Genomic DNA, 20856 nt, shown 5'->3' with positions numbered 1-20856 from the left:
AGACTTACGTTTCCCCATAAGTTCTTCCTCCGGTTTCTCCTCTCCCTTTGCCTTCTATCCTTTTAAGGAATTAGAAGGACCCTGCAGGTTTCTGCAGGGTTTTTTTTCGTCTCAAAAAAAGTGAGGGCTATTTGCCTCACTTTTAAATACCTAATTTATAATCATATTCTTTCGCTTTATCCGGAGTTGACTCATATTCCAATTTTAAAAATGGTTTATAAGATGGCTCGACCTGTTTTACAAAAGAGAATGTTTTAAGCTTCTCCATAATCTCTTCTACTTCATCTTGATTACAGTATAAAACAACATATTTTAGTTTCTTCGATATATAATGAACATTACCAAATCGTCTTAACATTTTAGCTTGTTTTAAAGAATATAGCCAAACAACCAATCCTTGTCTTTGAACAAACATTTTCCCCTTTTACCCTTCCAACATTTTTATTAAGTCTAGCATATAAAATGAATCTTTTTCAATATGATTTCTTAACTTGCCACTTTATTTATGCCAAGATAATTTATATTCTCTGACAACCTAGGGGATTCCACATAACATAAACCATCTAGAGTTCTTCCCCTGTAAATCTTCAAACAATGGAGTATTCCAGCAAGCTAATCTACTCATCAAAAATATATATGTAAGAAAAAAACAGCATGAGAGCTGTTTTTTATCCACAGCCGCAGCTACCGCCTGCACCACAGCCATGACCGTTATCAAAGAATGGGTTGCCTGTTGGTACTTTTATATGCTTAGATACTGCTCCGCCAATCAACAGACTAATCTCATCCAAAAGACTTTGGAGGTCATTTTCAGCCAATTTAAACTCTGCCACATGTGGATCCATGTCCATCTCACGTTTATATTCTCGGATTTGTTTCATGACCTTAAAATAATCAGGATGGTATTTACCAAACCTCTGTACTTCCTCGTACCGCTCTTTCATGCTGACAAATCGTTGTATTTTTTTCTGAGTCTCTTTGTTATTTTGCATTTTATATAAACAATTTCTATATTGTTCAGCGATATCTGATTCCAACACCATTTTTGCCAATTCTTCGGCAAAGTCTAATAGTTCTACTCTTTCTGTTGTAGCAAGCATTTATTTGCTCACCTCCAAAAACATTTTAACATGATATGTGAGTAAAAGCGAAAAATTCCTATTTGCTTGGGATATTTACCAAGAATTCTTTTGTTAACCCATATGGAACATTATGTAAATCAACGACTTCTAATTTTATTTTATGTCCACCTGGAGATAGTCCTTTAATCATAAATGCTGCCTTTGTAGCTTCGAACTTTTTTAATCCGTCTACCCAGACAATTATTTTTCCATGATTTTTCTTAGAAGGGCCTGATTCACGAAAAGTAATTCCTGTTACCAAACATTCAACTAATATTGTACTTCCTCTAGTTTCATGGTGTACAAATAGGGATGGGAATTCATTTTTCTTTTCTTCTGCATTAGTTACATCAATAGCACAAGTCATTACTAAAAGATTAATAAGTACAATCAAAATTGGGATTCGCTTCATCATCGTTGTCACTCCTTCTTTAAGTTTTATTGTTCACCTCCATATCATATTTTATTTAATAACAAAAAGGCCGTATCTTAATTATTCGGCCTCTACTTAATTTTGATTTTTCATTGCTTGAAACATGGAATACATCATTGTTGCCATTTGTACCCCTTGCGAAAACTTTTCTACTTGATCGGGTATTGTTTTTTTATAATAATGTAATGATGCTACCTCAAGTGCCTGCAAATCATATGGATTTCGAGACAATTTGCGATACCATTGAGGCTGTTGTCGAATAAATTGTTTCAAATCCTTTCGGCTCTCTAAATACTCCATTACTTCTCTTCTCATGGTTACTTCACCTCATTAGTCTTGTCTAAAAGTAAATGGATTTTTAGGTCCTTGTTGCTGCTTTACTTGACTCCCTTGCGGTGAATTCCCTGCCTGAAATTGAGAGATTAGTCCTTGAACAGCTTCAAGCGCCTGACTCACATTATTTAGATGATATTGAAGCTGATTAGGATCCATTTTTTTTATTAAGCCTAAAATATTAGACACGAAATCCCCTTTAGAATCGGTATTCTCTTTTGACTCTCCCTCGTCATTAGCACCAATCATTTCCCAACGCTTATCATCTTCCCCTAATAAATACCAATCCTCATATAACTCTTGCCAAGTTGCCTTTCCTTTTCTAACCTCTTGAATAATTTTCGGGTTATTTTTTACAAATTCCTTAAATTCTAGAACGGATGGGTGCAATTTTTTTTTCATGATTTACTCACCTCTATCCAAATTCATCCCATTAATACAATATGACTAATATATAAAATGGTGAAAAGCCTGCATTGTCATAAAAATATTTATTATTCAAACTTTTAATGATAAGATGACTTAAGAATAAGTAATGAAAGAGGTTTCTATATGAAAGAGGAATTAAGACAATTATTAGAAGAATGTATAAATAGGGGCTCTGAGAAGGATCTAGATGCCATTGCTCATTTTTTAAAAGGGATTCAACTCAAGATAGAAAATAATCATGACGCTTTTATTGGTGGACTTTTACATATGGATAGGAAATTTGACGATAAGACCTGTGAAATTACTGTTCCTATTCACCCTATCATTAATAATAATTTAAATATTGTTCACGGTGGAATAACAGCAACTGTTCTTGATACTGCTATGGGATCACTTGCAAATTATATTCTTCCAGAGGATTATGGCGCAGTAACAAATCAATTAAATATTCATTATATTGCTCCCGGGATAGGGGATTTTCTTCGCTGCAAAGCTGAGATTATTCATCAAGGTACGAAAACTATCGTCATTTCAGGTGAAGCCTATCGAAGTGATGGAAAGAAAATTGCCTATGCAACTGGTACATTTTTTATTATAAAAAAGTAAGCAGTAAGGGGTTAAAAAGATGGTCACTGCCATTGTCATCCCAATTATATGCATTTATTTCTGGTGGTTAACTCGTAAAGAAATAAAAGAACATGACCAGAAATGGTTAGCACTAAAAAATATCCCCCATGAAGCAGTAATAACTGGAGAAATTAAAGATATCATAGAGGAAAAACAACGGTTTTACTACCACCGATATATCTTTATTCAAACTTTAAAGGTACAATCAGAATCAAAAACGATTACTGCTAAAAAAATAACACCCATAACAAAGGATATGGAAACGGATCAATACATTGTGGGAAATAAAGTACGCTTATTTGGGTGCTGGGAAGGCAGTACATTTATATTTAACCACTATGAAACAATGAAACAGAAGGAAACCTTTTTAAACCCAACAAAAAGGTGACCTAATATAGTCACCTTTTTGTTCCCATTGGTTGCCCACTATTAATCTGTTTTCTGAATAAAATTTTGTGTATAATACTTCTTATAAACCCCAACACCAATATGTGAAAAATCTTTGTTTAATAATACTGCACGATGTTCTTTACTATTTAGCCAGCCTTCGATGGCTGCAGGTGCATCAATATAGTTGGCTGCGATATTTTCTCCAGCATTCTTATAGGTAATATTAGCATTATTTAAACGATCTGTTAGGCTGCCGTATTTTTGCGACTGGTGAGAGAAATCATTGCTTTCAGCCATATCTTTGCTATGTCCATAGGCAACTTCTGCGGTCTTTTCATCCCAAATTAATGGTTTTAGCTTAAATCTTTGTCTGATTACATTTGTAATTTCTGATATTTGTTGTTCTGTCCCCTGTTCAATTTCTTTCCACACCTCATCACTAGGTACCTCTGATTCGATTAACTCCCCACGATATATTAGCTCATATGGGCGCTGCTTAATTAATGTATCCGCATTGATGAAACGAACACTAGATAAAGTTCCTGTAAACTTATCTATATAAAGTTGAGAATAAATATCACCTAATTGAACAACGGGTCGAAGATTTAAATCAGTATCATTCAATTCAAATCGATAGGAATTCCCATCCTTTTCAATACTAATATTTGTATCTATAAAATGTTTATTAAAAATCTCTTCTATAGGTTGTCCAATCTTAAATGGGAAAATATTTAACCTTTCTCCTAAAGCAAATATTGTCACCACACGATCATTTTCAACTCCCACTTGCACGTAGTGTTGATAATCTTTATTATAAATATGCCATTGATACCCATATAAAGTTTTGTCAATTCGCTGTGGCTGACCAAGCACTTTTTCTAGTTCTGAGACATTCTTCCCAATAAAAAATGACAATCCTTCCGTTGGTCTTTTTGTATTTTTTTTTGGTTGATGTGAGACATTTTGTGCTCCATTTTGCGTCATTTTTAAAGTTTGATCCTCTTTGATTAAGATCCTATCTTGCTTATCTCCTTTAATACCTAAATAAAATGCAATCGTTAAAATAATTACGGAAAGTATTAATATTCTAAAAAGTGTTTGCAGAGGCTTTCACCCTCTCTAATCCAATTAAACCATTACTTCGTTAGAGGAAGTTATTTAATTCAATTGTAACATATTTAGTAATATGGATATTTGAAAATGTAAAATTATTAAATAAAAATATAAAAACAGGTACAAATGCACCTGTTTTATATGCTTATCCTTAGTCTATACATTTCTATTAATGCTGTAATTCATTATAAGTTTGTTCAGATATTTGGGATAAAGCTTGTTTAGCTTGGTCATCTGTCAACTCACGCACTGCAAAATCACCCAATGAAACAATCCCAACCAACTTCCCATTCTCAACAACCGGAAGTCGGCGAATTTGGTGCTTAGCCATTAATTTTGCTGCTTCTCTCGTCGTAGTATCAGGAGATACAGTAATAAGTTGATCACTCATGATGTCTTGCACCTTTGATGAGGCAGGGTGTTTTTCAGCGATACATCTTATGACAATATCACGATCTGTAATCATCCCCACAAGCCTATCTTGATCAACTATTGGGATTGCACCTACATTTAATTCCTTCATCTTTACTGCCACTTCATATACATTATCAAGTAACGAACAACTTTCGACATCTTTCGTCATGATCTCACGAATTTTCTCCATTATGTTGCCTCCTTATGATTAATGATTAACTGTCATCTAGTTTCTCCTTTACCTGTGCCAACTATTCGTTCAATGATTTCATTGCAAGTTATTAAAATTTCATCTATTATTGAAATGAGGAAAACTTGCTTAAGTACAGAATGCATGTCACTGTTTTTAGGAGGGATATTATGAAATTCGAAAATACAGGAATTGAAAAATTTAAAGCAGATTTAAACCGTTTAGATGAGGTTATGCATAATCACGGTTTAATTCGTGCAGGACAATGGGACTATGAACGAGTTACATACGACAAAAAATTTGAAATGAGAGAAGGAGTATTTTACCTGCGTGTCCAAGGGTATGCAATTGAAGGAGATGTAGATACATTTAAGGCTACCATACAGCTAATGACTCCGCTTTTAGGTAAATATTATTATCCTCATGGAGTAGAGTATGGTGAAGGAGAAAATTTCCCTAACTCCTTAGTAAATCAATGTAAAAAAATTCTAGAAGATGTTAAAAACGAAATAAGCAAGTTTGCTGAGCAATAAAAGAGTGCTTTTGGAAGACTCGTTGCAGATTAGCTAAGTATTATTCGATGTTGAAAAAAACTTATTTTGTATCCTAAAAAAGACGCATGATAGTCATGCGTCTTTTCGTTTAAAATCCTAAAATAGCCTTGATCATAGAGGTTGTTTCTCCGCCCTGGTAAAAAACGTAAAGCAAAAGATAAACTACTACTCCTGTTATTGCTGTAAAAAACCAAACAATACTTGCAATGGGACCAAGCTTTCTATGAACTGAAAGTTTGTCTTTATAACCAGTATATAAAGACAAACCACCCAATATTGCCCCTATGGTTGATAAGGAAATATGGAAAATTAGAAAAATAGTATAATAAATTTTAATTTCATCTGGTCCGCCAAAGGCTGTATTTCCTATAAAAACAGTCCTTGAAGCATAAATGAAAAAGAATATTGTAGCAAATATTGCAGCAATAAACATAGACTTTTTATGTGCCTCTATTTTTCTTTGTTTAATTTGCCACCATCCTATTGCCACGGTAATTCCACTTAAAACGATAAAAGTGGTACTTATCGTAGGTAAAATCGGTAACGACGCCATAAATTAGTCCTCTCTTTTTATGTATTCTACAAATTATAGTAGTAAAACCACTCTCTATTTTCAATAAAAAAATCTCCCAAAGGAATGGGAGATTATTTAATCAGGGAAGGATTCAAATCCTCACTCTGCTGATTTGTTTCCTCTTGATCTTTACGAAACCATTCAAAAAATACATGGGCAAGGATTACACCATATATGATTTCCTGCATTACTTTCATTAATACCCCACCCAACTGTTGATCATGGACTAAGGACATTGAACTAAATAATTCAGGACCACTTAAATTTAGATTATTAAAGGTTGCAGGACCCACACATAAAGCCATAACTTTCCCCCAAACAGCTGGATCGGAATAAGTGGCATAAAGTGAAGTATCTGCAAAAATAATTAAAGCACAAGCCGGGGTAATAAGAATGCCATCTGCGAATAAGTACCCAACTTTTTTTAGTCCATTTAATGTCTGATGTTCAGGTAATTGATTGATTAATGGCCACCACATGAATATAGCGACAATAAAAAGTACAATTGAATATCCCGCATGCAACCAGATATTTTGCATAACAAGGTCAAATATCATTGGAATATGATAAAACGAAAATAATCCATTAAAAACGATTAATGCGATGAGCGGTTTCGTGAAGAAAGTAAATAAATATTTAATTAAGTTGATAGACAACAACCTTCTCCAAACCCACACTGGAACGCTAATGATAAATATAGGTGGTATAACCAGCACTAAAGTAGCCATTTGAATCATATGAACATAAAACATTAGATGAGCCATTACATCTAATGGAGATCCTTTAATAACATATATAAGAACCATTGAAATAAAAAATAAGATTCCTTGTTTTTTTGTTAACGGCTCACTGTCAGAAAATATGTTTCTAAATTTAATTGTGAAAAGATAGAATAGCACTGTAATTATAGTCAGAGTGAGTAAAAAATAAGGACTCCATAGTGCTTTAAAGCCAAACATTTCTATTCCAAGCACTGAAACTCCCCACCATTTCATCGAAAATGTCTTTAATAATATTATACCGATTACTAATTGGATTAGCAAAATAACATATATACCAATATTTCCAACACTAAAAAAGAAAATCGGCTAATAAGCCGATTTTCTTAGATTTTCAAATTACCACCATACAATTGTCATGAAGGCCAAAACCATTACTAAACCAAAGCCCAATCCTGAAAAAAGAAACAGTGATGGCGCTTCATGCCCTTTATGACTCATATGCATAAAATAGAAAAGCTGAAACACAACTTGAACAAATGCCAACAGGATAATAAAAGGTACTGTAAACCATGCAGTAAAACCTTCAATTGCTACTGCCGCAAATGCAACCAAAGTTAAGAAAATCATTAAAGTGAAAGAAACAACTTGATATCTCATTTCTTCTGCATTTTTTTTGCGGCGATATTCAAGGTCGACTCTTGGGTTACCTGAATTAATTTGTTGATTTGCCATCGGTTTATCCCACCATTCCCATTAAGTAGACTACAGTAAAGATAAATACCCAAACTACGTCAATAAAGTGCCAATAAAGACTAGCTACATAAAATTTTGGAGCATTATAAAGATTCAATCCACGTTTATAGTTTCGAATCATTAATGCTAAAATCCATCCAAGACCAAAAGTTACGTGAGCACCGTGGAAGCCTACAAGTGTATAAAAGGCAGAACCAAAGGCACTACTTGTAAATTTATGGTGATACTCATGAACATAATGGTTGAATTCATAAACCTCTAATCCTAAGAACCCTAATCCAAGAAGGACTGTAATTCCAAGCCATAGCATCATTTTTTGTGAATTAAAGTTTTTCATATGATACATGGCGTAAACACTAGTTAATGAACTTGTTAAAAGCAACATAGTAGCAACGAAAGTAAGCGGAAGATCAAATAAATCTTTCGCTAACGCATGGTCAGCGCTCGGAACCTTATCCTTTAAGGCAAGGTAAGTAGCGAAGAGAGAAGCGAATAATACTGTCTCTCCTCCTAAGAATAACCAGAAACCAAGAAATTTATTTTTTGCTTCAAGGGTTGATTTCTCCGGCTCTGCAGGCCATGTTTCATAAGTTAATTTTTCTTCAGCGTGCATTATGCCTTAACCCCCTTATCATTGTCATCCATTAATTCCTCTTTATGAATATGGAATCCATGGTCGTCTTTTAGTGAACGTACTAGCATAGAACCAAAAGTGATTAGCAATCCGATAATAATTACAGGAACAGCCCATGACTTTTCTCCATTATATAATGCACCAAAAGCAGCCACAAACAGTCCAAAAGCTATTACAAATGGAATGAAGGAGGCATTCGGCATATGAATATCACCAAGCGGTTCTGCTGGTGTCATACCTTTTTTACCTTCCATTTTCTCCAACCAATATGGATCCAATCCACGGACAAGTGGAAGCTGTTTAAAATTATAGAATGGCGGTGGTGAAGGAATAGACCATTCAAGTGTTCTACCGTCACCCCATGGGTCATTTCCAACTTTCTCATTCTTAACAGATGTCACAATGACATTAATTAAAAGCACAATGACACCCGCAGACATGAATGCTGCACCAATAGAACTGATTAAGTTTGACATTTCAAATCCTTGACCTGGAAGGAAAGTAAAGACACGACGCGGCATTCCCCAAAGTCCAAGGAAGTGCTGAACAAAGAATGTCATATGGAAACCGATAAAGAATAACCAGAATGTAATTTTACCTAGCTTTTCGTTTAACATTGTTCCAAATATTTTTGGCCAATAGAAGTGAGTAGCAGCAAATACCGCAAATACTACCCCACCAACAATAACGTAGTGGAAGTGTGCAACAACGAAATAACTATCATGATATTGGTAGTCTGCTGCAGCAGAAGCTAGCATTACCCCAGTTACTCCACCGATTACAAATGATGGAATGAAAGCGAATGCCCAGTACATTGGCGTAGTAAATTTAACGCTTCCTCCCCACATTGTTAACAGCCAGTTAAAAATCTTAATACCTGTAGGAACACCAATTGCCATTGTTGCAACAGAGAAAATTGCGTTTGCAACAGGACCTAAACCAGTAGTAAACATATGGTGTGCCCAAACCATGAATCCTAAGAATCCGATTAATACCGTTGCAAATACCATCGATGAATATCCAAATAAACGTTTTCTCGAAAATGTGGAGAAAACATCAGAGAAAATACCAAATGCAGGAAGTACTAGAATATAAACTTCAGGGTGTCCGAAAATCCAGAATAAATGCTCCCAAATAATTGTGTTACCACCATTTTCTGTGATAAAGAAGTTTGAACCAAACATACGGTCAAACATCATTAATGTAAGACCAACAGTTAATGGCGGGAATGCAAATAAAATTAATGCAGATGAAACGAATGTTGCCCAGGTGAATAGAGGCATCCTCATATAAGTCATCCCTGGTGCACGCATATTAATAATCGTAACTAAGAAGTTAATACCACCAATTAGGGTTCCGATACCTGAAATCTGTAAACCTAATACATAGAAATCGATACCGTGACCTTTTGAGTGGATAGCTAATGATGCATAAGATGTCCAACCAGCATCAGGAGCACCGCCTAAAAACCAAGAAAGGTTTAGGAATACTCCACCAAAAAAGAATAACCAGAAACCAAGTGCATTAACAAATGGGAATGCAACATCCCGAGCTCCAATTTGCAATGGCATTACCGCATTCATGAATGCAAACAATAACGGCATGGCAGCAAGGAAAATCATCGTTGTTCCGTGCATCGTAATAATTTCATTAAATGCCCCGGCACTTACAAAATCATTATTAGGCACTGCAAGCTGGATCCGGATAAATACAGCTTCGATTCCTCCTACAAGGAAGAAAAATCCACCTGCAATGAGATATAGGATGGCAATTTTTTTATGGTCAACGGTAGTTAAGTAATCCCAAATGACCGAGCCAAATCCTTTTTTTTGAGCGTAGGTACTCACAGTTTTACCTCCCTTTTAAATCTATTCCACTTTTATTCTTGAACTTTTAAGCCCATCAAATATTCTGCAAGAGCTTCCAGTTCTTGATCCGTAAAATCCTTATATTTTCCAGTCATTAAGTTACCTGGTTTATAACTTTCCGGATCTTTAATCCAATTCATTAATTCTTCTTTATTATGATCTAGAATACCCGCTACACGTGAACGCTCACCAAAATTTGTTAAATTCGGTGCAATACGTGCTGTATCAGGCATTTGATTAGAAGGTGTTACAGCATGACAACCAATACAACTCTCATTAAATAATTCTTGACCTTGGGCCGCTAACTCAGTTTTCGCTTTCTTAGGCTCTTTCACTGCCTGCATATCTTTTACCCATTTATCAAACTCAGCTCTGCTAATTGCTTTTACTTTAAAGTCCATCAATGCATGGGAAGGTCCGCAAAGCTCAGCACATTTCCCATAGAAAAGATTTCCTGCTTCATTTGCTCTATCTTCATCAAATACAAGCCAGAATTTATTAACGTTATCTGTGTTAGTATCCAGCTTTCCACCAACTGCTGGAATCCAGAAAGAGTGCTTCACGTCTAATGATTTTAAATTAAAATAAACTTTCTCATTAGTTGGAACCACTAAATCTTGGCTTGTAACAATTTTTTGTTTTGGATATTCAAAATCCCACCAATATAAATGAGAACGGACATTAATAACTAGAGCATCACTGTCTTTCTTATCCATCTCTTTAATATCAGCAAGTTTGAAAGTAGCCGCAACTGTCGGTACAGCTAAAATCAACAATAATAGAATTGGGATAACTGTCCAAATAATTTCTAATTTGTGACTTCCTTCAACTTGTTTTGGAATTTTGTCATCCTTTCTTCTAAAACGGAAAAAGACGATAACGAAAATAATCGTTACCACAAGGATAACTCCAACCATAATGTAAGTACTTAATTTCATCAGATCATATTGCATGTCTGCAACTTCACCGGCAGGCTTTAATGCGGAAACAAATGGTTCACCACTACAACCGGTGAGTACGAGCGCTAACATCGCTAATAGCGAAATTAAACGCCAATTTGCAAGCCTTTTCATGCTTAACCAAACCCCTCTTTCATTTATATTTCTTAGTTTTGCTGGTGATCAAAGACGGATAGATATTTACCTCTTTCCTTTTACTTACTTGAGAAAGAAGCTTAGGCAAAACTAAATTATCGTAACGATTACCATCGCGGTAAAAATAATAGTTAAATATTGCAATGAATAAACAAACATTAGCTTTGCCCACTTTATATCATCTTTGATCTTATAACCATAAATCCCTAATCCTAACCATCCAATGTTAAGTATGGTGGCGAGAATTAGAAATGGGATTCCTAACTGATATAGAAAAATTGGAATCGGCAAAAGAGCAGCTACCCAAAGCAGGATACTCCTTTTTGTTGCTTTAAATCCCTTAACAACGGGCAACATTGGTATGCCTGCTGCTTTATATTCATGCACTCTTCTCATGGCGAGGGCATAAAAATGCGGTGGCTGCCAAACGAACATTAAAACGAATAATGCCCACGCAATAATATCAAGGTTTGCATCAACCGCTGCCCAGCCAATTAATGGAGGAACTGCACCAGAAATGCTGCCGATTATTGTATTAGAAACTAATTGCCGCTTGGACCACAATGTATAAAGAAAAACATAACTGAAAACTCCAAGCAAACCAATTACTGTTGCAGTTATTGTCGTAAAGAATAAAAACAGTGTTCCCAGTACAATAAGTAAAATACCTGCTCTCAAAACTTTTGCAGGTAATATTTTTCCCGTAACTGTTGGTCTTGTTTTTGTCCTCTCCATTAAGTGATCTATATCACGATCAACATAATTATTTATTGCACAAGACCCAGCTATGATAAGGGAGGAACCTACTACTGTAAAAAATATAATATGTAAATTACTCAAAAAGCTTTGCCCTGTAAATTGAAGAGCTAGCCATAGTCCCGTGAAAGTTGTAATCAGGTTAGAATTTACAATCCCGATTTTTATAAGGGCCGAAAAATCTTTCCATAAAGATGTTTTTCCAGCAACAGAATCCAGGCTTGTCGACCCATTTTCAATGGCAGCCTTAGAATTAGACATCTTTTTTATTCCTCCTAATTTTTTAGGTCTAAAAAATTTATTCAGTCAATGATTTATATAACACTTTCTTTGTATATTAAATCACACTTTGCGGATTTTTTGTGAACTTTTTTGAATAATTTATGACTAATTTGTGACCATGATGTTGAATTTCCATAATTTTGTTTATGTAAATTACCTTTTATCTTTTTCAGCCCTTAAAATGAATAATATTTACAATATTCCAACTATCTTTCTATGTTTTTCACTATAATAATATTGGAAATTAAAAATTATTCAAGCCCTTATTTCTTTTAAAAAAATCAGTCTGAAATTCTGTTCTTTTTTGAAAGAATTGGTTATGATGAATACGGTACTTTATACAATCTATTTTTTATTCATTATACTGTCAAGGAAATTTTTTGACAAATTTTTGTACTTTATGTAAGAGGTGAATTTTTTGCGTCGATCTTTGAAGTGGTTGGCAGTTGCTACTACCATAGGAATGATATTTATTCTCCTTGGAGGGGCATTGGTAACAAAAACGGAATCTGGAATGGGATGTGGCAAATCTTGGCCCCTATGTCACGGTGAACTGCTCCCATCTAATATTACACCGGAATTAATAATTGAACTGGCCCATCGAGTTGTCTCTGGTATTGTCGGTATCATGGTGCTCATTCTATCTATTTGGTCATGGAAAGTAATAGGTCACATTAGAGAAACCAAATTCCTCTCTTTCCTATCATTTTTCTTTTTAGTGCTCCAAGGATTGATAGGTGCAGCCGCTGTCGTTTGGGGACAATCAGATTTTGTTTTGGCCTTGCATTTTGGTATTTCTCTTATTTCTTTTGCGGCTGTCTTTTTATTAACACTACTGATCTTTGAAATTGATAAAAAATTTGAAGCCGATAAAGTAATCGTAGATAAGAGAATGGGGTTCCATATTATTGGTGTAACAATCTATAGTTATTTTGTCATTTACACAGGGGCTCTCGTTCGCCATACGAATGCAAGTCTTATTTGCCGAGACTGGCCATTATGTCTTAATGATACACCTGCCATTCCAACCAATCTATATGAATGGGTTCAAATGGGACACCGTGTTGCAGCTGGTTTGATTTTCCTTTGGATAGGGTATATCACCTATATAACGATCCGTAACTATAAAGACCAAAAGGTGTTATATTGGTCTTGGATTGTTTCTTTTATCTTAGTTACACTACAAGTAATTGCTGGAGCATTTATCATCATTAGTCGGTTAAATCTATATATTGCCCTAGCACACGCCTTTTTTATTACATGCTTGTTTGGGGTCTTAAGTTATTTAATCCTCCTATATTCACGTTCAAGAAGAAAACATATGTAAAAAGCTGCCGGAAAAATTCCGGCAGCTTTTTTTATGCTTTTACAAGCTCAATTAATAAATCACCTGTTTGAATTGCTTCACCACTTCTTACATAAATATCCTTTACAACACCGGAAAATGGTGCTTGAACTGTAGTTTCCATTTTCATCGCTTCTGTAATCATTAAATGATCCCCACGCTCCACCTGTTCACCTTTTTCAACAATGACCTTGATAACCGTCCCAGGCATCGTAGCTGAAATATGATTTTCATTTTTTGGATCGGCTTTTAGTCTGGATTGAACCGTAGATTTAATGCTTTCATCTTTAACAACAATTTCACGTGGCTGGCCATTTAGTTCAAAGTAAACGATTCTTGTTCCATCTGGTTGTGGCTGTCCAATTGACACCAGCTTAACAATTAGTGTTTTCCCTGTTTCGATCTCAACTTCTATTTCTTCACCTAATCTTAATCCATAGAGGAAGGTAGGTGTATCTAAAACTGAAATATTTCCATATTGTTCCGTTGCTTTTAAATAATCTAAAAATACTTTTGGATATAAGGCATAAGATAGAACTTCAAAAGTAGTTACTTGTCTACCAAGCTCCTTGTACAGCTCTTGTTGGAGCTTTTCAAAATCGATTGGTTCAAGTAACTCTCCTGGCCGAACTTCTAATGGTTTTCTCCCTTTTAATATTACCTTTTGAAGTTCTTCAGGAAATCCTCCATGTGGTTGTCCTAAATACCCTTCAAAAAACTCAACAACGGAATCAGGAAAATCAAGAAATTGTCCTTTTTGAATAACGTCCTCTTCTGAAAGGTCATTTTGCACCATGAATAGGGCCATATCACCGACCACTTTTGAAGAAGGTGTTACTTTAACAATATCACCAAACATGTGATTTACTCGGGAATACATTTCTTTTACTTCATCCCATCTGTCCCCTAAACCAACAGCCTTTGCTTGCTGCTGAAGATTACTATATTGGCCCCCTGGCATTTCATGCTGATAAACTTCAGAGTGTGGAGATATCATACCACTTTCGAAGTCTTGATAATATTTTCGAACATCCTCCCAATAATGTGACAGTTTCTCTAAAGATTCAATATTAATTTCTGGCTGCCTTTTTGTTCCTTCAAGTGCATAGTAAAGCGAATTCGCACTAGGCTGTGATGTTAAACCTGCCATCGTCCCTAAAGCAGTATCTACAATATCAACTCCTGCGTCGATGGCACGTGCATATGCAAAAATTCCGTTTCCACTTGTATCATGTGTATGCAAATGGATTGGAATATCGACTGTTTCCTTTAACTCAGAAATAAGTCGATATGCTGCTTCCGGCTTTAATAAACCTGCCATATCTTTAATCCCAAGGATATGAGCTCCTTGCTGCTCCAACTCTTTTGCAAGGTTTTTATAATAGTCAATGTTATACTTTACTCTTGTTGGGTCTAAAATATCACCTGTATAGCAAATAGCCGCTTCAGCGATTTTTCCTGTTTGTCTAACAGCATCAATCGCCGTTTCCATCCCTTTGACCCAGTTTAAGCTATCAAAAATCCGGAAAACATCGATACCTGCGGATGCAGATTGATGTACAAATTCCCGAATAAGGTTATCTGGATAATTTTTATACCCTACTGCATTAGCACCACGAATGAGCATTTGGAATAAAACATTTGGAATCTTTGCACGAAGTGTCAACAGACGCTCCCATGGATCTTCTTTTAAAAAGCGATAAGCGACATCAAATGTGGCTCCCCCCCACATCTCGAAGGAAAATAAATTCGGTAATAATTTAGAAGTTGGCTCAGCAATACGGGCAATATCCGTAGTCCTTAATCGTGTAGCGAGCAATGATTGATGCGCATCCCTGAAAGTAGTATCTGTTAATAATACCTGTCTTTGATCTTTAACCCATTTAACAAGTCCATCGGCCCCTTGTTGTTCTAAGAGTTGTTTTGTACCAGGCTTTGCTTGAAGATCAAATGGCAAATTTGGAATTCTTGGCTTAGAAAATACTGGACGCTTCTTTTTTTCGATGCCAGGAAACCCGTTAACAGTAATAGTCCCAATATAATTTAACATCTTAGTTCCTCTGTCCTTACGAACAGGAAAAATAAACAGTTCCGGTGTTGAATCTATGAAGGACGTGTCATATTGGCCATTAAGAAACTTTTCATGCTTTACTACATTTTCTAAAAATGGGATATTTGTTTTTATTCCTCTAATTCTAAATTCCTGTAAATTTCGGACCATTTTGGCCGCAGCTTGTTCAAACGTTAAAGCCCATGTAGACAGCTTTACTAAAAGCGAATCATAGTATGGTGTAATCACAGCACCTTGAAACCCGTTACCAGCATCAAGACGCACTCCAAATCCCCCACCAGAACGATAGGCCATTATTTTACCAGTGTCAGGCATAAAATTATTAAGCGGATCTTCAGTTGTGACCCTTGATTGAATTGCATATCCATTAAGCATAATGTCTTCTTGTTTTGGAATCCCAATAATTGGATCGTGTAATGCATGGCCTTCCGAAACGAGAATTTGCGTTTGTACAATATCAATTCCAGTTACCATTTCTGTAATCGTATGTTCTACCTGTATCCTCGGATTAACTTCAATAAAATAAAAGTCATTTCCGGAAACAAGGAATTCCACTGTTCCAGCATTTAAATAAGCCACATTTTTCATGAGTTTTACCGCGGCATGACAAATCCGATTGCGTAATTCATCGGAAAGAGACACACTTGGAGCCACTTCTACTACTTTTTGATGGCGACGTTGTACAGAACAGTCCCGCTCATATAGATGGACGATATTTCCTTTTGCATCACCAATGATCTGTACCTCAATATGTTTAGGATTTTCAATTAATTTTTCTAGGTAAACTTCATCACTACCAAAGGCTGCTTTTGCCTCTGATTTGGCTCGCTCAAAGGCCTCTTGGACTTCCTGTCGGTCCTTGACAATTCTCATTCCCCTACCGCCGCCTCCAAGTGCAGCTTTAATAATTATTGGAAATCCATGGTTTTCAGCAAATTCCAATACTTCATCCAAACTTTGGACTGGTCCATCACTTCCAGGGATAACTGGGATCCCAGCAAGTTCTGCCTGATATCTAGCCTTTACTTTATCACCAAACATATCCAAATGATCAGCAGTTGGCCCAATGAATATAATTCCTTCTTCTTCACATCGTTTAGCAAAATGAATATTCTCCGATAGAAAACCATAACCAGGATGTATGGCATCTGCCCCACTTCTCTTTGCAATAGCTATGATACCGTCTATATCCAAATAGGCATCTATTGGCTTCTTTCCTTCTCCAACCAAATAGGCTTCATCCGCTTTATAACGATGATAAGATCCGGAATCTTCTTTTGAATAAATCGCAACAGTCCGAATATTTAGTTCAGTACAAGCCCGAAAAACTCTAATCGCAATTTCTCCCCTGTTTGCAACCAACACTTTATTTATCTGTCTTGCCACCTAAAATACACCTCAATTTCTATGTAGTATTAAACGTAAAGGGGCCCTTCTAGGGAAGCCCCTTTACGTGTTATTAATATAAAATATTTTCCCATCCCTCTTAATCGTTTTCTTCTCTGAATTCCCCTGCTTTGTCTTATATTTTTTTTCATATCGGACAAACATGGATACATTGACAAGGATACCGGATGCCGCTGCAAGCATAAGTAATGAAGATCCCCCATAACTAATAAACGGCAACGGTACTCCTGTTAATGGGATTACCCCCGACACACCTGCTAGATTAATAAAGGATTGAATTCCTATCATACTAGAAATACCTATGGCTAGCAGACTACCAAATGGGTCCTTGCATTGGAGGCCAATATAAATCCCCCTTAAAACAATATATGACAGTAGAAGAATAACAAAGCCAACTCCCCAGATTCCTAACTCTTCAGCGATAATCGCCATGATAAAATCTGTGTGAGATTCAGGCAAATAACCTAGTTTTTGAATACTTTTTCCTAGGCCTAATCCATTTACACCACCTGAACCAATAGCTATGTATGAGTTGGCCAAATGAAAACCCGTATCCTGCTCGTCGGCAAATGGATTTTCCATTGCTGTAAAACGGCTAATTTGTTCTTCTGAAAAAATTTTCCCCCATGAAGCAATGACGATTGGGAGCAACATGACAAGGACCAATAATAGTAATTTTACGATATTTTTTAAGCTCATCCCTGAACATATAATTACAGTACCTGCAATCATAACAATAATACTTGCTGTCCCAAAGTCTGGCTGCAAAGTTATGAGTACAAAAACAATAAATAAATAAACTAATGGGGGTAATACTCCTTTATTAAAATGATTGATATATGATTGTTTTTTGGCATATACCGATGATAGATAAATAATGACCGCGAGCTTCACAAATTCTGCAGGTTGAAATTTAAAGGAACCTAATACGTACCAGCTTCGTGCCCCTCCGGCTACCTTACCAAATAAGAATAATCCAGCCAAAGCAAGTAGGGACACGAGTACGATCGCGACCGTTATTTTTTTAAAATGCATAATCTTATAAGGGATGAATGCCATAAATACAAAGATGATCAAGAATAAAAGGAGCCAGATTTTTTGTTTTTGATAAAAGAAGTCACTTTCCACACCGTACCTTTGGACTGCCGAAGCCATACTCGCGCTGTAAATCATAACTAAGCCAAAGGAGCATAAAAGTAGAATAGTGATGATTAATGAGTAATCATACGATTTTAATATTTTTTTAACCATATAAGCTTTCCTCATTTTCAAATAGGATTTATACCACACTATTATAATAAAAAATGTTTGCTATGACCTGAGGAAAAGTTCATATGTTACAATATTTTAATAACGAATATTCCGAAAAGTATGTTAAAAAAATATTAATTCAATTTATAACAAAAAACTCAAACAATATCAAGCATTGTTTGAGTTTTCTTCATTATTTTCTTAGAGAAGCATCATGCAGAGCAGATAATTCTCTTTCCAATTTATCTAAAATCGCTTTTCCGTCTTTACTATCAATTAAGCCTAATCGAACAGCAAAGTCTATTTCTCTAGATAAGCCAAACATTTGGGTATCCAATACCTCCTCATAAAGAGGGCATTGAGGCATCGTGAGATTGTCCATTTGCACTTTGATAAGCTTTAAGATTTTTTCAGCGTCAGCCTGCAATAAAGCATAGGCTTTTTCATGGTGATTCACGATCATTTCAGACGCCAACATTGATCCCCCCATTTCAGAGCGATTATTCAACTTATCTATAAATTTTACCGTCAAAGCCCGAAAATTGCAAGAACTATAAGGTTTATTACCAGTATTAGTTTTAGCCATGAAATTTCAACTAAAAAACGATATACTAATAAAGTTAAGGGGGAATGAACAAATGGATAATATTATTCTCATTAATGGAAATGTCAAATTTCCAATTACACTCGATCCTGGGGTATGGATTTTTGATGATCGACGAATTGATTTAACTACCTATTTTACATCTGAAAAAGAAATATCCGAAACAACTGAAGATTATACTAAAGCCGTTTCAAAGCATTGGGACCGCGAGATAATGGAGGGAGCCATTTTTCCTCCAACACTTAAGACAGAGAAAAAATATGAAAAAGAAAAAGTGTTAACTGGCACATTTGGAATTCCATTCAAACCTTTTTTAAAAAATGCGGAACCACATGAAAGTGCAGAAATAGTCATCATCCATACTAAGGAAGGTGAAATCGAGGTTCCTATTAATGACGCTTATGAGTTAATATTAGGTTTTTCCGATAATGGTAAACCATTGCTTACCGACGGTCCTGTCCATGTATACTTTGGAGACGGCTCTAATCAAAAGAATCCAATTAAACATGTTAAAGGATTTACAGTAAAATAAAACGGGCAATTTGCCCGTTTTATTTTATAATAGATCAGCTGCTAAACGTGCCAATCCTGAACGTTCTCCTTTCATAAGTTTAACATGGCCAGAGACGACTTCATTTTTGAATTTTTCCACCACATATGTCAGTCCATTATTATAGGCATCAAGATAAGGATGATCAATTTGTTCAGGATCCCCCATTAATACAATTTTACTATCCTCACCAACCCGGGTGATAATCGTTTTTACTTCGTGCTTCGTTAAGTTCTGTGCCTCATCTATAATAATAAATTGTTTTGGCAAACTCCGACCGCGAATATACGTTAATGCTTCCACCTCGATTGATCCCATCCCTGCTAGGATAGCATCTAATTCTCCAGGTTTTTTTGTATTAAATAAATATTCCAAATTATCGAAGATAGGCTGCATCCATGGTCTTAGTTTTTCTTGTTTTTCGCCAGGAAGAAAACCTAGATCCTTTCCAACCGGAACAATCGGCCTTGCAACTAAAAGCTTTTTATATTCATGGAAATCCTCTGTCTGCATTAACCCAGCAGCTAAGGCAAGTAAAGTTTTACCTGTACCAGCTTTTCCGATTAAAGTAACGAGAGGAATATCTTTACGTAACAATAATTCAATAGCCATCGTTTGCTGCACATTTCGAGGGTGAATACCCCATACATGTTCTTGATTAAAAGTCATTTTTTTCACTTTTACCTTTGTTTTATCTACTATTCCTATAGCTGACGCTGAACTTCCCATCACATCCTTCATTATCAAGAATTGGTTCGGATAAAATGGGAGTTTCGAAATATCGGAAAGAAATAGTTCGCCCTTCTCATAAAAACGACTTAACATATCAAGCGGGATATAAACTTCCAAAAACCCTGTATACAGTGAGTCCATTTCTACCACTCGGTCATTTAAAAAATCCTCTGCTTCAAGCCCTATTGCATCTGCTTTTACCCTAACTAAAGCATCTTTACTTACAAGGATTACTCGTTTCCCTTTTTCTTTTGTTTCTTCCTCCAAATGCAAATTTTTTGCTACAGCAAGAATACGGTTATCGTTAGTCTTTTCAACAAAAATATCTTGAAGCTCATGAAACGAACGATGATTTAATTCAATTCTTATTGTTCCGCCATTGTCAAGCGGTATTTTTTCATGTAACTTACCTGAAGCTCTTAAACCATCAATTAAACGAGATACATGTCTGGCATTTCGGCCAATTTCGTCCATATATCTTTTCTTTGAGTCCACTTCTTCGAGAACCACTGCAGGAATGACTACTTCATTATCTTCAAAGGAAAAAATGGAATACGGGTCTTGTAGTAAGACATTTGTATCTAACACGTATATTTTACTCAAAGCGAA

The 20856-nt window shown here is 35.6% G+C and carries 23 protein-coding genes; 5 read left to right on the top strand and 18 right to left on the bottom strand.

Features of this window, described 5'->3' with window-relative positions:
- Positions 1–142: 142 nt before the first annotated feature.
- The 5 genes from G4Z05_RS01550 to G4Z05_RS01530 all read right to left on the bottom strand — a co-directional run bounded on the left by G4Z05_RS01550 (position 143) and on the right by G4Z05_RS01530 (position 2289).
- Complete coding sequence (locus G4Z05_RS01550; RefSeq protein ID WP_163250160.1) at positions 143–415, bottom strand: YlbG family protein; 273 nt, start codon at positions 413–415, stop codon at positions 143–145.
- Positions 416–668: 253 nt separating this feature from the next.
- Entirely contained in the window at positions 669–1100 is a 432-nt protein-coding gene (locus tag G4Z05_RS01545) for a YlbF/YmcA family competence regulator (RefSeq protein WP_163250159.1), read from the bottom strand.
- Positions 1101–1158: 58 nt separating this feature from the next.
- Positions 1159–1536 (bottom strand): hypothetical protein, encoded by a 378-nt coding sequence (locus G4Z05_RS01540; protein ID WP_163250158.1) that lies wholly within the window; start codon positions 1534–1536, stop codon positions 1159–1161.
- 93 nt (positions 1537–1629) lie between these two features.
- Entirely contained in the window at positions 1630–1869 is a 240-nt protein-coding gene (locus tag G4Z05_RS01535; RefSeq protein WP_038540794.1) for a YlbE-like family protein, read from the bottom strand.
- Positions 1870–1884: 15 nt separating this feature from the next.
- A complete protein-coding gene (locus G4Z05_RS01530) occupies positions 1885–2289 on the bottom strand; it encodes a YlbD family protein (RefSeq protein ID WP_205597394.1) in 405 nt (134 codons plus the stop codon).
- Between the two features lie 150 nt (positions 2290–2439).
- On the opposite strand from G4Z05_RS01530, the gene G4Z05_RS01525 reads away from it, so the two are divergent.
- Complete coding sequence (locus G4Z05_RS01525; RefSeq protein WP_163250157.1) at positions 2440–2922, top strand: PaaI family thioesterase; 483 nt, start codon at positions 2440–2442, stop codon at positions 2920–2922.
- Positions 2923–2941: 19 nt separating this feature from the next.
- Positions 2942–3331, top strand: a complete 390-nt coding sequence (locus tag G4Z05_RS01520) for a hypothetical protein (protein ID WP_163250156.1) — start codon at positions 2942–2944, stop codon at positions 3329–3331.
- Between the two features lie 41 nt (positions 3332–3372).
- Here the strand turns inward: G4Z05_RS01520 and G4Z05_RS01515 are convergent, their stop codons facing one another.
- A complete protein-coding gene (locus G4Z05_RS01515) occupies positions 3373–4317 on the bottom strand; it encodes a CAP domain-containing protein (protein ID WP_163250155.1) in 945 nt (314 codons plus the stop codon).
- A gap of 298 nt (positions 4318–4615) precedes the next feature.
- On the bottom strand, positions 4616–5050 hold the full coding sequence (locus G4Z05_RS01510; RefSeq protein ID WP_163250154.1) for a CBS domain-containing protein: 435 nt from the start codon (positions 5048–5050) through the stop codon (positions 4616–4618).
- Positions 5051–5220: 170 nt separating this feature from the next.
- Here G4Z05_RS01510 and G4Z05_RS01505 point away from each other — a divergent pair, with 170 nt between their 5' ends.
- Entirely contained in the window at positions 5221–5583 is a 363-nt protein-coding gene (locus tag G4Z05_RS01505) for a YugN family protein (protein ID WP_163250153.1), read from the top strand.
- A 109-nt stretch (positions 5584–5692) separates the two neighbouring features.
- On the opposite strand, the gene G4Z05_RS01500 is transcribed toward G4Z05_RS01505, so the two are convergent.
- From G4Z05_RS01500 to cyoE, 7 genes are all read right to left on the bottom strand, one after another.
- The gene (locus G4Z05_RS01500; protein WP_163250152.1) at positions 5693–6157 is read right to left on the bottom strand and encodes a DUF420 domain-containing protein; all 465 of its coding nucleotides are present in this window, start codon (positions 6155–6157) and stop codon (positions 5693–5695) included.
- A gap of 92 nt (positions 6158–6249) precedes the next feature.
- Positions 6250–7152, bottom strand: a complete 903-nt coding sequence (ctaG, locus tag G4Z05_RS01495) for a cytochrome c oxidase assembly factor CtaG (protein WP_338036734.1) — start codon at positions 7150–7152, stop codon at positions 6250–6252.
- 144 nt (positions 7153–7296) lie between these two features.
- On the bottom strand, positions 7297–7632 hold the full coding sequence (gene ctaF, locus G4Z05_RS01490) for a cytochrome c oxidase subunit IVB (RefSeq protein WP_163250150.1): 336 nt from the start codon (positions 7630–7632) through the stop codon (positions 7297–7299).
- Positions 7633–7636: 4 nt separating this feature from the next.
- Positions 7637–8266, bottom strand: a complete 630-nt coding sequence (locus tag G4Z05_RS01485) for a cytochrome (ubi)quinol oxidase subunit III (RefSeq protein ID WP_163250149.1) — start codon at positions 8264–8266, stop codon at positions 7637–7639.
- Positions 8266–10134: a cytochrome c oxidase subunit I gene (gene ctaD, locus G4Z05_RS01480; protein WP_163250148.1), complete on the bottom strand. Its 1869-nt coding sequence runs from the start codon at positions 10132–10134 to the stop codon at positions 8266–8268. The genes G4Z05_RS01485 and ctaD overlap by 1 nt, the downstream gene beginning before the upstream one ends.
- Positions 10135–10166: 32 nt before the next feature.
- On the bottom strand, positions 10167–11228 hold the full coding sequence (gene coxB / locus G4Z05_RS01475) for a cytochrome c oxidase subunit II (RefSeq protein ID WP_163250147.1): 1062 nt from the start codon (positions 11226–11228) through the stop codon (positions 10167–10169).
- Positions 11229–11339: 111 nt separating this feature from the next.
- Positions 11340–12266: a heme o synthase gene (cyoE, locus tag G4Z05_RS01470; protein ID WP_163250146.1), complete on the bottom strand. Its 927-nt coding sequence runs from the start codon at positions 12264–12266 to the stop codon at positions 11340–11342.
- A 439-nt stretch (positions 12267–12705) separates the two neighbouring features.
- Between cyoE and G4Z05_RS01465 the strand changes: the two genes are divergently transcribed.
- A complete protein-coding gene (locus G4Z05_RS01465; protein WP_163250145.1) occupies positions 12706–13614 on the top strand; it encodes a COX15/CtaA family protein in 909 nt (302 codons plus the stop codon).
- Between the two features lie 31 nt (positions 13615–13645).
- Here the strand turns inward: G4Z05_RS01465 and pyc are convergent, their stop codons facing one another.
- The 3 genes from pyc to G4Z05_RS01450 all read right to left on the bottom strand — a co-directional run bounded on the left by pyc (position 13646) and on the right by G4Z05_RS01450 (position 18836).
- Positions 13646–17089: a pyruvate carboxylase gene (pyc, locus tag G4Z05_RS01460; protein WP_163250144.1), complete on the bottom strand. Its 3444-nt coding sequence runs from the start codon at positions 17087–17089 to the stop codon at positions 13646–13648.
- A gap of 63 nt (positions 17090–17152) precedes the next feature.
- Positions 17153–18361, bottom strand: coding sequence for an FtsW/RodA/SpoVE family cell cycle protein (locus G4Z05_RS01455; RefSeq protein WP_163250143.1), 1209 nt, complete (start codon positions 18359–18361; stop codon positions 17153–17155).
- Between the two features lie 193 nt (positions 18362–18554).
- Positions 18555–18836 carry an Fpa/YlaN family protein gene (locus G4Z05_RS01450; protein WP_163250142.1) on the bottom strand — a complete coding sequence of 94 codons (282 nt, stop codon included), beginning with the start codon at positions 18834–18836 and terminating at the stop codon, positions 18555–18557.
- Between the two features lie 163 nt (positions 18837–18999).
- Between G4Z05_RS01450 and G4Z05_RS01445 the strand changes: the two genes are divergently transcribed.
- Positions 19000–19497, top strand: a complete 498-nt coding sequence (locus G4Z05_RS01445; protein WP_163250141.1) for a peptidyl-prolyl cis-trans isomerase — start codon at positions 19000–19002, stop codon at positions 19495–19497.
- Positions 19498–19521: 24 nt separating this feature from the next.
- Here the strand turns inward: G4Z05_RS01445 and G4Z05_RS01440 are convergent, their stop codons facing one another.
- A complete protein-coding gene (locus tag G4Z05_RS01440) occupies positions 19522–20850 on the bottom strand; it encodes a PhoH family protein (protein ID WP_038540736.1) in 1329 nt (442 codons plus the stop codon).
- Positions 20851–20856: the final 6 nt, after the last annotated feature.

The organism is Neobacillus thermocopriae (genome assembly GCF_010975035.1).
GTDB lineage: Bacteria > Bacillota > Bacilli > Bacillales > Cytobacillaceae > Neobacillus > Neobacillus thermocopriae.
Note: the sequence above shows the minus strand (reverse complement) of the source record. Positions and strands in the feature narration are given on the sequence as shown.

Coding starts and splice junctions, on each gene's coding strand:
- G4Z05_RS01505 (WP_163250153.1), top strand. CDS start 5,221: ATGAAATTCGAAAATACAGGAATTGAAAAATTTAAAGCAGATTTAAAC.
- G4Z05_RS01520 (WP_163250156.1), top strand. CDS start 2,942: ATGGTCACTGCCATTGTCATCCCAATTATATGCATTTATTTCTGGTGG.
- G4Z05_RS01500 (WP_163250152.1), bottom strand. CDS start 6,157: ATGGCGTCGTTACCGATTTTACCTACGATAAGTACCACTTTTATCGTT.
- G4Z05_RS01510 (WP_163250154.1), bottom strand. CDS start 5,050: ATGGAGAAAATTCGTGAGATCATGACGAAAGATGTCGAAAGTTGTTCG.
- G4Z05_RS01545 (WP_163250159.1), bottom strand. CDS start 1,100: ATGCTTGCTACAACAGAAAGAGTAGAACTATTAGACTTTGCCGAAGAA.
- G4Z05_RS01530 (WP_205597394.1), bottom strand. CDS start 2,289: ATGAAAAAAAAATTGCACCCATCCGTTCTAGAATTTAAGGAATTTGTA.
- cyoE (WP_163250146.1), bottom strand. CDS start 12,266: ATGTCTAATTCTAAGGCTGCCATTGAAAATGGGTCGACAAGCCTGGAT.
- G4Z05_RS01550 (WP_163250160.1), bottom strand. CDS start 415: ATGTTTGTTCAAAGACAAGGATTGGTTGTTTGGCTATATTCTTTAAAA.
- G4Z05_RS01485 (WP_163250149.1), bottom strand. CDS start 8,266: ATGCACGCTGAAGAAAAATTAACTTATGAAACATGGCCTGCAGAGCCG.
- G4Z05_RS01525 (WP_163250157.1), top strand. CDS start 2,440: ATGAAAGAGGAATTAAGACAATTATTAGAAGAATGTATAAATAGGGGC.
- G4Z05_RS01445 (WP_163250141.1), top strand. CDS start 19,000: ATGGATAATATTATTCTCATTAATGGAAATGTCAAATTTCCAATTACA.
- ctaF (WP_163250150.1), bottom strand. CDS start 7,632: ATGGCAAATCAACAAATTAATTCAGGTAACCCAAGAGTCGACCTTGAA.
- G4Z05_RS01515 (WP_163250155.1), bottom strand. CDS start 4,317: ATGACGCAAAATGGAGCACAAAATGTCTCACATCAACCAAAAAAAAAT.
- G4Z05_RS01540 (WP_163250158.1), bottom strand. CDS start 1,536: ATGATGAAGCGAATCCCAATTTTGATTGTACTTATTAATCTTTTAGTA.
- G4Z05_RS01455 (WP_163250143.1), bottom strand. CDS start 18,361: ATGGTTAAAAAAATATTAAAATCGTATGATTACTCATTAATCATCACT.
- coxB (WP_163250147.1), bottom strand. CDS start 11,228: ATGAAAAGGCTTGCAAATTGGCGTTTAATTTCGCTATTAGCGATGTTA.
- G4Z05_RS01535 (WP_038540794.1), bottom strand. CDS start 1,869: ATGAGAAGAGAAGTAATGGAGTATTTAGAGAGCCGAAAGGATTTGAAA.